This window comes from Streptococcus sp. 'caviae' (assembly GCF_001937065.1).
Classification (GTDB): domain Bacteria; phylum Bacillota; class Bacilli; order Lactobacillales; family Streptococcaceae; genus Streptococcus.
In genome coordinates this window covers 265,509-276,457 of the sequence record NZ_MOWR01000002.1, presented here as the reverse complement: position 1 = coordinate 276,457, position 10,949 = coordinate 265,509, and the positions used below count along the sequence as shown (strand labels likewise).

At 44.8% G+C, this 10,949-nt stretch carries 13 protein-coding genes; 4 read left to right on the top strand and 9 right to left on the bottom strand.

The features are described 5' to 3' along the window. The first annotated feature begins 121 nt into the window (after positions 1-121). From BMI76_RS03360 to BMI76_RS03345, 4 genes are all read left to right on the top strand, one after another. Complete coding sequence (locus BMI76_RS03360) at positions 122-889, top strand: amino acid ABC transporter ATP-binding protein (protein ID WP_075346192.1); 768 nt, start codon at positions 122-124, stop codon at positions 887-889. A 20-nt stretch (positions 890-909) separates the two neighbouring features. Then, the gene (locus BMI76_RS03355) at positions 910-1,725 is read left to right on the top strand and encodes a transporter substrate-binding domain-containing protein (RefSeq protein WP_075346191.1); all 816 of its coding nucleotides are present in this window, start codon (positions 910-912) and stop codon (positions 1,723-1,725) included. Between the two features lie 244 nt (positions 1,726-1,969). Next, on the top strand, positions 1,970-2,674 hold the full coding sequence (locus tag BMI76_RS03350) for an amino acid ABC transporter permease (protein WP_075346190.1): 705 nt from the start codon (positions 1,970-1,972) through the stop codon (positions 2,672-2,674). Positions 2,675-2,688: 14 nt separating this feature from the next. Beyond that, positions 2,689-3,339, top strand: coding sequence for an amino acid ABC transporter permease (locus BMI76_RS03345; RefSeq protein WP_075346189.1), 651 nt, complete (start codon positions 2,689-2,691; stop codon positions 3,337-3,339). An 84-nt stretch (positions 3,340-3,423) separates the two neighbouring features. Here the strand turns inward: BMI76_RS03345 and BMI76_RS03340 are convergent, their stop codons facing one another. From BMI76_RS03340 to atpA, 9 genes are all read right to left on the bottom strand, one after another. Further along, positions 3,424-4,308 (bottom strand): DNA/RNA non-specific endonuclease, encoded by an 885-nt coding sequence (locus BMI76_RS03340; protein ID WP_075346188.1) that lies wholly within the window; start codon positions 4,306-4,308, stop codon positions 3,424-3,426. Positions 4,309-4,363: 55 nt separating this feature from the next. Then, positions 4,364-4,552, bottom strand: a complete 189-nt coding sequence (locus tag BMI76_RS03335; RefSeq protein ID WP_075346187.1) for a DNA-directed RNA polymerase subunit beta — start codon at positions 4,550-4,552, stop codon at positions 4,364-4,366. Between the two features lie 2 nt (positions 4,553-4,554). Beyond that, on the bottom strand, positions 4,555-5,826 hold the full coding sequence (gene murA, locus BMI76_RS03330; protein WP_075346186.1) for a UDP-N-acetylglucosamine 1-carboxyvinyltransferase: 1,272 nt from the start codon (positions 5,824-5,826) through the stop codon (positions 4,555-4,557). A 64-nt stretch (positions 5,827-5,890) separates the two neighbouring features. Then, complete coding sequence (locus BMI76_RS03325; RefSeq protein WP_075346185.1) at positions 5,891-6,124, bottom strand: DUF1146 family protein; 234 nt, start codon at positions 6,122-6,124, stop codon at positions 5,891-5,893. A 75-nt stretch (positions 6,125-6,199) separates the two neighbouring features. Further along, positions 6,200-6,322, bottom strand: a complete 123-nt coding sequence (locus BMI76_RS10860; protein ID WP_257615236.1) for a hypothetical protein — start codon at positions 6,320-6,322, stop codon at positions 6,200-6,202. Positions 6,323-6,326: 4 nt separating this feature from the next. Then, positions 6,327-6,743, bottom strand: a complete 417-nt coding sequence (locus BMI76_RS03320; protein WP_075346184.1) for a F0F1 ATP synthase subunit epsilon — start codon at positions 6,741-6,743, stop codon at positions 6,327-6,329. Positions 6,744-6,755: 12 nt separating this feature from the next. Then, positions 6,756-8,162, bottom strand: a complete 1,407-nt coding sequence (atpD, locus tag BMI76_RS03315; protein ID WP_075346183.1) for a F0F1 ATP synthase subunit beta — start codon at positions 8,160-8,162, stop codon at positions 6,756-6,758. A 374-nt stretch (positions 8,163-8,536) separates the two neighbouring features. After that, a complete protein-coding gene (locus BMI76_RS03310; protein WP_075346182.1) occupies positions 8,537-9,415 on the bottom strand; it encodes a F0F1 ATP synthase subunit gamma in 879 nt (292 codons plus the stop codon). Between the two features lie 17 nt (positions 9,416-9,432). Beyond that, positions 9,433-10,938 (bottom strand): F0F1 ATP synthase subunit alpha, encoded by a 1,506-nt coding sequence (gene atpA / locus BMI76_RS03305; protein WP_075346181.1) that lies wholly within the window; start codon positions 10,936-10,938, stop codon positions 9,433-9,435. Positions 10,939-10,949 lie beyond the last annotated feature (11 nt).

Sequence of the window (10,949 nt, the reverse complement as noted above, 5' to 3'; positions counted from 1 at the left end):
TATAAAAAGTTATCTTACTGAATTTTCTGATAATATTTGACAAGGAAAAATTTGTATGGTAGTATATTTGTACAATGTTAGAAAATCTAACAATGAATTTATGTTAAACAAGGAGAAGACTATGGCGCTTATTACCTTTAAAAACGTCGAAAAATACTACGGGGACTACCACGCCCTTCGCAATATTAACTTAGAAATCGAGAAAGGGCAGGTCGTCGTTTTGCTCGGACCGTCTGGTTCCGGCAAATCTACGCTGATTCGCACCATAAACGCTCTCGAATCTATCAACTCCGGTGAACTTATTGTCAACGGTCATGAAGTTACCAATGCTTCCAATAAAGATTTAGTTCAGCTGCGTAAGGAAGTCGGCATGGTCTTCCAGCATTTCAACCTCTATCCTCATAAAACTGTGCTAGAAAATGTGACATTAGCGCCTATCAAAGTGCTCGGAATGGACAAGGATAAGGCCAATGCCATTGCTGAAAAATATTTAACCTATGTTAACATGTGGGATCGCAAAGACTCTTATCCAGGCATGCTCTCCGGCGGACAAAAACAACGGATTGCTATCGCCCGCGGACTTGCTATGAATCCCGAACTCCTGCTCTTTGATGAACCTACTTCGGCACTGGACCCTGAAACTATCGGCGATGTTTTGGCTGTTATGAAAAACCTGGCTTTAGAAGGAATGAACATGATTGTGGTTACTCACGAAATGGGCTTTGCCCGAGAAGTGGCTGACCGTATCATCTTCATGGCTGACGGTGAAATTCTTGAAGATACAACCGATGTCAGAGGTTTCTTTGAAGATCCAAAAGACCCGCGTGCCAAACAATTCCTCAGCAAGGTCATCCACCATACCAGCGACCGTGTTTCTACCAAAGATTAGGATATTTAAGGAGAAAGTCTATGAATGTAAAAAAGATAATAGCTGCAATCGGTCTCCTTCTCATCTTGCTTGTCGGTTTTGCAGGTGTTCCAAAAGTTTCTGCGGACACAGCCTTTAAGGAAGTTCAGAAAATAAAAAAAGCCGGCGTGCTAAAAGTCGGCGTCAAACAAGATGTGCCTAATTTTGGCTACTACAGTGCTGAAACTGGCAAATACGAAGGAATGGAAATTGACGTTGCCCGCAAGATTGCCAAATCTATAGGTGTTAAATTAGAGCTCGTTCCTGTTACCACACAGACGCGTGAACCGCTCATGGATAACGGCCAGGTTGATCTGGTGATTGCTACCTATACCATTACTCCTGAGCGTCAGGCTTCTTACAGTATTTCTAAACCTTACTACTACGACCAGATTGGTTTTTTGGTTCGCAAGTCCAGCAAAATCTCAAAAATCTCTGACTTAGACGGACTAACCATCGGGGTTTCTCAGGGAGCAACAACCAAGGCCAGTCTGGAAGCTTATGCTAAGGAACATCATTTAAAATTTAAGTATGTTCAGCTGGGAAGTTTTCCAGAATTAGCTATTTCTCTTTACTCTAAACGTATCAATGCCTTTTCGGTGGATAAATCGATTCTTACCGGCTATGTCAGCAAGCAGTCACGTTTGCTAAAGGCAGGTTTCAACACACAAGAGTATGGAATTGCCACGAAAAAATCAAATATCGGATTGACTAAATACGTCAATCAGTTACTCGATAAATGGTCAGCTGACAAGAGTCTGGAAAAGATTTACGACAAATACAGCCTGGAATCGGCTGAACCAGACAGTCAGCAGTAATTGAACACGGCTACACTGGGCAAAAAGATAGCTTCTCCAAGAGCCCTATGACTCTTGGTCGAACCTCCTATTTTGTCTTTGCTCGCTGACGCCCTTTGCGACACTTCGTTTGAGTAGTCGATCTTACTAACCAAACGAAGTTAGCGGGAGAGGTAGCCAATGCACTGTGGTGATTGGCGTTTGTTATCAAGTGCAAAGCACTTAGATAACAATCCTCTGCCGTATCTTAATTAAAGGAGACATTATGATACTACTCACAACAACCTCTGGACCTTTTGCCTTGAGCCGCTGGGGGGCCTTCTTTGCCAACTTCGGAGAGTTCTTAAAAGGTTTCCTCTATACCCTTGAAATGTCAATTCTTGCCCTGCTTCTTTCTTTGCTTTTAGGCATTGTTTTCGGGGCAATGGGATCTTCTAAAAACAAGGTCCTTAAAGGATTGGCCCGTGTCTATGTTGAAATTTTTCAAAACACCCCCTTGCTCGTTCAGTTTGTTTTTGTTTACTATGGCTTAGCCATTCTAACAAACGGTGCTGTTATGATTTCGGCCTTTTTCACGGCTGTTCTCTGTGTGGGCGTTTACCATGGTGCCTATATCGCAGAAGTCATCCGTTCCGGTATCGAATCTGTTCCTAAAGGACAGACAGAAGCAGCTTTGTCTCAAGGATTCAGCTATCGTGAAACCATGAGCCTGATCATTCTGCCGCAGGCTGTCCGGACAATTTTACCGCCGATGACAAACCAGGTGGTTAATCTTATCAAGAATACCTCAACGGTTGCTATTATTTCCGGTGCAGATATCATGTTCACAGCCAAGGCCTGGGCCTATGATACCACCAACTATGTTCCGGCCTTTGCCGGTGCTGCTCTTCTCTACTTTATCATGTGCTTCCCGCTTGCCACTTGGGCGCGCCGTAAAGAAGAGGCCAATAAAAAGGCTTATAACTTATAAAAGGAGGTTAAGGAATGAAAGAACTCTTAACATCAACAAATATCAACTTCTTACTTGAGGGTTTATGGTTAACACTCTATATCTCCTTTATTTCTATCGTCCTGTCAACAATTTTCGGCACTATCTTAGCCGTTATGCGTAATGGTAAAAACAAGCCTCTCAAATGGATTGCCAGCATATATATCGAATTTGTCAGAAATGTTCCCAATCTTTTGTGGATATTCATTGTTTTCTTAGTCTTTCAGATGAAGTCAACACCTGCCGGTATCACGGCTTTTACCGTATTTACCTCTGCTGCTTTGGCAGAAATTGTCCGCGGCGGCCTTAATGCCATTGATAATGGGCAGACAGAAGCAGGCCTGGCTCAGGGATTTACCCAGTTTCAAATTTTCATTTATATCGTCTTTCCGCAGGCTATCCGAAAAATGCTGCCCGCCATTATTTCTCAGTTTGTAACGGTCATTAAGGACACTTCCTTCCTTTATTCTGTTATCGCCCTCCAAGAGCTGTTCGGCAAGAGTCAAATTCTTATGGGGCAGTACTTCGAAGCCGATCAGGTCTTTGCGCTTTATGGTATCGTTGCAGCAACTTATTTTGTCATCAACTTTATCATTTCAAGCTTCTCACGCCGTCTGGCTAAGCGTTGGGAACAGGCTGCTGACTAAAAAATACAATCTTCATTTTCAATTACACTAAAAGTGCCGGACTAACAGTGATGATCTCTGTTAATCCGGCACTTTTTTTGATCTTCAATTAGTCCTAACCTGACCTGTAGCATAATCAAAGGTCAAACCGCTCTGAACATTTGGAATGAATACATTAAACTCTAAACTGCCATCAGAAGATTTGGCCTCTAAATGGCTGCCGCTTGCTAAAATATTATTGCCCTCGTACAGGAGAGTTACGCGGTAGCGAACACGCTTGCGGCGGTCCAGAGCTCTTCTGATCATCGTTTCATAATAATTTTGCCCGGTTGAATTCGAGCTGCTGGCTTGATTAGACCAAGCCGTTTGGGTTGCTACATTCTCAGGATTGCTCGTTGAAGCATCAAAGCCCTTTAAACCGCCGACCAAAGCATAACCCAGTAAGTGTCCGCGGTCAACAGCATGATCATAGTCACCGCTCAGTCTATAGAGCTGATGCCAGCCGGCAGGTTCCCAGTCGGTTGTTCCATTTCCCGTTTCCGCGCGGTTTCTGTACTGGCGCGTTGCCTTGGTCAAAAGTGCATTAGCTACTGTCGGAACGGTCTCTCCCTGTACTGTTTTGGTTTTATTGTTAGCATAAGGGAGACTGGCAACATCAGCTTTAAGATTAGTCTTGTTATGATTGATGATAAAAGCACCGCTGCCGTTCCATTCAATCTGAGAGCCCAGCGATTTTTTGACAGAGGGTGTTAAGACCGTATTCGCCAGCTCTTGACTGGGCGCTGTTTGATTGCTTTGAGAACCGTTTGAGGGAATCCTTGGAGACTGCTTCTTGCCAGTCACCAGCTGAGCCACCTGTTTTATTGGATTGCTGTCAGCAATGCGCTCATCAGTCGCAATATAGGTCAAAAGCAGCAGGAGCAATGCTGCTGCCAGAGAAATCAGTAATTTGGTTTCTTTTTTCTTGGACCTGTAATTCCTTCTCGCCATAACCTTCCTCATTTATCCTCAATATGCCAGTAAAAAAGCAGGGAGGCCCTACTTTTTACTTTCCTGTAAATTTATCAATCAGCGACTGCCACTTATCCCAGGATAAAATAGACAGGGGATTCTTGCCTTCGCCGATGAAACTGTAGCCAATCATCAGCCCGGCTGCTAAAAAAATACAGCACAAAAGAGCTATCAGAATAACAAAAGCCAGTTGATTACGAACATATTTCCATCCGCTGTTCATTGTCAGTCTCCATTAACACGCTGAATTGCTGCACCAAGTTGGGCTAATTTTTCATGAAATTGAAAGTAACCGCGATCCAAATGATTCAAATTGCCGACAATCGTACGGCCCTCAGCCACCATACCTGTCAAGATAAGCGCAGCACTGGCACGCAGATCGGTTGACATCACCTGTGCTCCTTGAAGCCGGCGGCCACCGTGAATCATAGCAGTATCCCGTAAAATTTCCGATGTCAGCCCCATCCGGCGCATTTCTTCCAAATGCTGAAAACGATTTTCAAAGACGGTTTCAATCATGGTAGATTCACCTGGAACTACGGCCATCAAGGCTGTAAACTGAGCCTGCATATCTGTTGGAAAACCGGGATGCGGCATGGTCTTAACAGTGACTGGTTTTAACTTAGTCACATCAGAGACCACTCGAATTCCTTCGTCTTCTTCAGTGACCTGCACTCCCATTTCTCTTAACTTAGAAATGAGCGGACGATTATGCTCCCAGACAGCATCTCTGATCAAGACATTGCCGCTGGTCATGGCAGCTGCTACCATGAAAGTCCCTGCCTCAATGCGATCCTGAACAACGCTGTGTCTAGCACCATGCATCTTGTCAACACCGATAATGGTTAGGGTTTCAGTTCCTGCACCGATGACTCTAGCTCCCATTTTATTGAGAAGGTTAGCCAAATCAACAATTTCGGGCTCGCGCGCAGCATTTTCAATAATCGTCGTTCCTTCTGCCAAGGTCGCAGCCATCATCAAATTTTGCGTTGCACCGACACTTGGAAAGTCCATGTAAATATTTGCGCCCCTTAGACGGTCAGCACTGGCTGTAATATCACCGCCAGCCTGCTCAATCTTAGCGCCCATAGCTTCTAAGCCTTTAAGATGCAGGTCAATAGGGCGGCTTCCGATTGTGCAGCCTCCCGGCATAGAAACCTTAGCATGCCCGTTTCTGGCCAAAATAGGCCCTAAAACAACGATTGAAGCACGCATCTGGCTGACATACTCATACGGAGCCACATCAAGAATGTCCCCTGTCGCATCAAGCAAGACCTGATTGTTAGCCTCGTCAAAATCCACTTTGACATTGAGACCGCGTACAACATTATTCATTGTAAATACATCTGACAGAATTGGTACATTTTCCAAAAGCGTCTGTCCTTCTGTCGGCAAAATAGCAGCTGCTAAAAGGGGCAAAACAGCATTTTTAGCCCCCTCGATAATAACATCACCTTTAAGCTGCGTTTGACCGCCTTCAATAATAATTTTATCCACAAATTTCTCCATTCACTATATTATATTCTTGCATTATACCATAATAAATTATGAAGACAATTATTTAGACCGCAAAAAAGAGATCCTGACTCAAGGAAATGATAGACCAAATAAAGGTGCTGACCATATAACCTACCGCAATACTGACAAATAATAAAAACAATTTTAAGCGGCTCACATTTTCAGCGCTGCTCTTAATAATTTTTCCCCAATCAAACAGATGGATGAGCAAATGATAAAAAATAGCAATAAAAATTAAGTGACTCATCAGCATCACAGCATCATTTAAAATATTCATAAATCTATTATATCAAAAAAGAGGAGCGGACTGAACTTAGAAAAACAAAGATTTTCAGCTCACAGCTAAAAACCATCAAAAACGGCTGAATTCTGCCAGACGTTTAAAGATCTGGGCAAGGTTTTTCCTCTCCTTCTCCTGCATGCGGTAAAAACAGAAAAAGACAGCCGTCATAGCCGCCTTTTCTAAGTTGTTCATCCTACTATTTGGAGCCGACATTGATACGATTAAGGGCACGTCTGAGAGCAACCTGAGCACGCTGTACTTCATCAATACGATGCTGCTCTTTGGCTTCTTCAATTTCTTTTTCAGCCCGAATTTTAGCCCGCTCAGCTCTGGAGACATCAATATCGCGCTCGCGTTCAGCCGAGTCCGCAACAATAGTGACAATATTATTTTTAATCTCAATAATGCCGCCATTGACTGCCACCCAGTCCACATGCTTGTCATCATCAATGCGTCTGATTTTCATTTCGTGAACTTCCAGCGGTGCCATCAAATTTTCATGATTAGCTAAGATCCCCATTTCCCCATCGGGCGTTTTTACCAGAATAAACTTAGCGTGATGGTCGTATTTTAAGCCGTCGGGCGTTACGATTTGTACAGTCATTTCTGCCATTGGATCACCTCATTAAAAGCCCATCTTTTTCGCTTTTTCAACAACATCTTCAATAGCGCCGACACTGCGGAAAGCATCTTCAGGAAGGTCATCATATTTTCCTTCGAGAATTTCTTTGAAACCGCGGACTGTTTCAGCAACCGGTACATAAGAGCCTGGCTGACCGGTAAACTGCTCTGCAACATTAAAGTTTTGTGACAGGAAAAACTGAATGCGGCGGGCACGGCCGACCAAAGTTTTTTCTTCATCAGACAGTTCATCCATCCCAAGGATAGCGATGATATCCTGCAGTTCACGATAGCGCTGCAGCACATGCTGCACTTCTGTTGCTACGTCATAATGCTCCTGTCCGACAATTTCCGGAGAAAGAGCACGAGAACTTGATGCCAAAGGATCAACCGCCGGATAAATCCCCATCTGCGTCAGACGGCGTTCAAGATTGGTGGTTGAGTCCAAGTGAGCAAAGGCTGTTGCCGGTGCCGGGTCAGTGTAGTCATCGGCTGGCACATAGATAGCCTGAATAGAGGTAACAGAACCCTTTTTCGTTGATGTGATCCGTTCCTGCAGCTGACCCATTTCGGTTGCCAGAGTTGGCTGATAACCAACGGCTGACGGCATCCGGCCTAAAAGGGCCGAGACCTCAGAACCTGCTTGCGTGAAGCGGAAAATATTGTCAATAAAGAGCAGCACATCCTGACCTTCCACATCACGGAAATACTCCGCAATCGTTAAACCAGTCAGAGCGACACGCATACGTGCCCCAGGTGGCTCATTCATCTGACCAAAGACCATGGCTGTCTTTTCAATAACACCGGATTCCTTCATTTCCCAGTAAAGGTCATTCCCTTCACGGGTACGTTCACCCACACCGGTAAATACTGAAATCCCGCCATGCTCTTGAGCAATGTTGTGAATCAGCTCCTGAATCAAAACGGTCTTACCAACCCCGGCACCGCCAAAAAGGCCGACTTTACCACCTTTAAGGTAGGGGGCCAAAAGGTCAATAACCTTGATACCAGTCTCTAAAATTTCAGTTGAGGTGGATAAATCATCAAAGGAAGGTGCCTTTTTATGAATAGGCTGCCGCTCAGCATCTTCTGGAAACGGCGTGTCAAGGTCAATGGTATCTCCAAGAACGTTAAAGACACGGCCCAGTGTTTCCTTACCAACCGGGACACTGATGGCACGGCCGGTATCGAGAACCTCCAGACCGCGTGTCAAACCGTCTGTTGACTCCATAGCAATGGTACGCACAAGACCATCGCCAAGTTCCAGAGCCACTTCGAGAACGATTCTTTGTTTTTGATCGCCATCTTTATAAACAATCAATGCATTATTAATCTCAGGAAGTTTATCATCCGCCGCAAATGCAACATCGACAACAGGACCGACTACCTGAGCAATTTTGCCTGTGCTCATTTTCTTCTCCTTTAATTAAGATACGGTAGAGGACTGTTATCTAAGTGCTTTGCACTTGATAACAAACGCCAATCACCATAGTGAATTGGCTGCCTCTCCCGCTAACTTCGTTTGGTTAGTAAAATCGACTAACCAAACGAAGTGTCGCAAAGGGCGTTTCAAATCCCTATAAAAATAGGAAACTGACGCCCGTGTTACTAAGACACAAGGAAGTTTATCTTTTTTACTAGGATTTTAGCCCGTGTTCAATTACTAAGATACTAAGGCGTAAGCGACACAAAGCAAAATAGGAAAGCTGACGAAGATGCCTAGGCATCTAGGAAGTCTTTCTCTTTTTGCACAGTGTCGTAGCCGTGTTCAATTTTAGAGAGAGATTAATCCAGGGCGTTGGCTCCCGCGACAATCTCTGTAATTTCTTGTGTAATCGCGGCCTGACGCACACGATTGTATAATTTGGTTAAATCTTTAATGACCTTATCAGCATTGTCTGTCGCTGTCTGCATGGCTGTCATGCCTGCCGCATGCTCTGCTGTTTTCGCATCAATAATAGCCCCGTAAATCAGGCTTTCAGCATACTGAGGCAAAAGCTGTTCTAAAATCGCTTCCCGGTTGGGTTCCAATTCGAAGCCAGTAACATTGCCTTCGCTCGCTTCGTCTGCATCCAAATCCGAAATAGGAAGCATCTTTTCCACACGCACCTGACTGGTCAGACTGTTGATATGATGGGTGTAACAAACATAGAGTTCATCAAAGATTTCATTTTTGTACATTTCAACCGATTTTGAAATAATCCGGTTAACTTCTTCAAAACTCGGATTGTCTTCCAAGCCGCGCAATTCAAAGGCAACAGGAATATTGCGGGCCTTGAAAAAATCAGAACCCATGCCGCCGATAGAAATAATGGTATAATCGCTGCCATCCGGATGGTAATCCTTGATAGTATCCATAACAGCCTTGAGGATGGTTGAATTGTAAGCTCCAACCAAGCCCTTATCAGAAGTGATGACGATATAGGCTGTCTTTTTAATCGGCCGCGATATCAGCATAGGATTCGTCGATCCCTTGGTGAGGTCCGAATGCAGCAGGTCTGTTGTAATCTGACGAATTTTAGAAGCATAAACTTGAAAATTCTTAGCGGCCTGTTCAGACTTCACCAATTTGGCAGAAGAGACCATTTTCATGGCGCTGGTAATCTTCCCGGTCTTTTGCGTTGACGTAATTCTCACTTTAATTTCACTAAGAGAGCCTGCCATATTAGATCCCTCCTGTATTAACTAAATTGTGACTGATCTTTAAAGCTTTGAATAGCCTTGTCCAAAACTGATTCTTCCGGAAGGTCTTTTGTCGTCCGAATTGTTTCAAAGATGTCATTGTAATGTGAATCAAAATAATCAAACATATCATCCTGGAAGGTCAAAATGTCATTGACAGGAACACTGTCCAAGAAACCATGCGTAAGCGCATAAAGGATAAGCACTTGCTTTTCAACCGCCAAAGGTTTATGAAGGCCTTGTTTAAGCACTTCTACCGTACGGCGGCCGCGGTTGAGCTTGGCCTGTGTCGCCGAATCCAAATCAGAGCCGAACTGCGTAAAGGCTTCGAGTTCACGGTAAGAAGCAAGGTCCAGACGCAGAGTTCCGGCTACTTTTTTCATAGCTTTAATTTGGGCAGAGCCGCCGACACGTGACACTGAAGATCCCGCATCAATAGCCGGCCGAATGCCTGAATTAAAGAGATTTTCCTGAAGGAAGATCTGACCGTCAGTAATCGAAATCACATTCGTCGCAATATAAGCCGAGATGTCTCCTGCCTGTGTTTCAATAAAGGGCAGGGCTGTAACAGAACCGCCGCCTAACTCGTCTGAAAGCTTGGCAGAGCGTTCCAAGAGGCGGCTGTGGAGATAGAAAACATCCCCCGGATAGGCTTCCCGTCCCGGCGGACGGCGAAGAAGCAGCGAGAGTTCACGATAGGCTACCGCCTGTTTGGATAAGTCATCATAAACAATCAAGGCGTGTTTGCCCTTGTACATAAATTCTTCCGCCATGGCAACACCTGCATAAGGCGCAATGTAGAGCAAAGGCGATGGCTGTGAAGCGGAGGCTGTAACAACAATCGTATAATCCAAAGCCCCGTATTTACGGAGAGTCTCTACCTGACTGCGGACAGTGGACTCTTTTTGACCGATGGCAACATAGATACAAATCATATCCTGCCCTTTTTGATTGATGATGGTATCAATAGCAATCGAGGTTTTACCCGTCTGACGGTCACCGATAATCAATTCACGCTGACCCCGGCCGATCGGCACCAAAGCATCAATAGCCTTGATTCCCGTTTGCAAGGGCTCTGAAACGGACTGGCGCTGCATAACACCGGGAGCCGGTGTTTCAACAGGACGGGTGTTCTCCGTGGCTATTTCTCCCAGCCCATCAACCGGCTGACCGAGCGGATTGACAACACGGCCGATAAGAGCTTCTCCAACCGGCACTTCCATGATTTTGCCGGTACGTTTAACCGTATCACCTTCGCGAATACTGTCAAAATCTCCCAGAATAATGATACCCACATCATTGGATTCCAAGTTTTGCGCCATCCCAAAAGTTCCATTGCCAAATTCAAGGAGTTCCCCGCTCATGGCATTGTCCAAGCCGCGTGCGCGGGCAATACCATCACCGACATAGGTAACAACACCAGTCTCTGTGACATCAAAATTTGGCTGGAAGTTTTCAATTTGCTTTTTAATTAAAGCGCTAATTTCTTGTGCGTTAATTGCCAAAAATCACACCA

What these genes read in the sequence shown, in the direction of transcription:
- BMI76_RS03340 (WP_075346188.1), bottom strand. Translation starts at nt 4,308, where the DNA reads ATGGCGAGAAGGAATTACAGGTCCAAGAAAAAAGAAACCAAATTACTG.
- BMI76_RS03350 (WP_075346190.1), top strand. Translation starts at nt 1,970, where the DNA reads ATGATACTACTCACAACAACCTCTGGACCTTTTGCCTTGAGCCGCTGG.
- BMI76_RS03345 (WP_075346189.1), top strand. Translation starts at nt 2,689, where the DNA reads ATGAAAGAACTCTTAACATCAACAAATATCAACTTCTTACTTGAGGGT.
- atpD (WP_075346183.1), bottom strand. Translation starts at nt 8,162, where the DNA reads ATGAGCACAGGCAAAATTGCTCAGGTAGTCGGTCCTGTTGTCGATGTT.
- BMI76_RS03325 (WP_075346185.1), bottom strand. Translation starts at nt 6,124, where the DNA reads ATGAATATTTTAAATGATGCTGTGATGCTGATGAGTCACTTAATTTTT.
- BMI76_RS03320 (WP_075346184.1), bottom strand. Translation starts at nt 6,743, where the DNA reads ATGGCAGAAATGACTGTACAAATCGTAACGCCCGACGGCTTAAAATAC.
- BMI76_RS10860 (WP_257615236.1), bottom strand. Translation starts at nt 6,322, where the DNA reads ATGAACAACTTAGAAAAGGCGGCTATGACGGCTGTCTTTTTCTGTTTT.
- BMI76_RS03310 (WP_075346182.1), bottom strand. Translation starts at nt 9,415, where the DNA reads ATGGCAGGCTCTCTTAGTGAAATTAAAGTGAGAATTACGTCAACGCAA.
- BMI76_RS03360 (WP_075346192.1), top strand. Translation starts at nt 122, where the DNA reads ATGGCGCTTATTACCTTTAAAAACGTCGAAAAATACTACGGGGACTAC.
- BMI76_RS03335 (WP_075346187.1), bottom strand. Translation starts at nt 4,552, where the DNA reads ATGAACAGCGGATGGAAATATGTTCGTAATCAACTGGCTTTTGTTATT.
- BMI76_RS03355 (WP_075346191.1), top strand. Translation starts at nt 910, where the DNA reads ATGAATGTAAAAAAGATAATAGCTGCAATCGGTCTCCTTCTCATCTTG.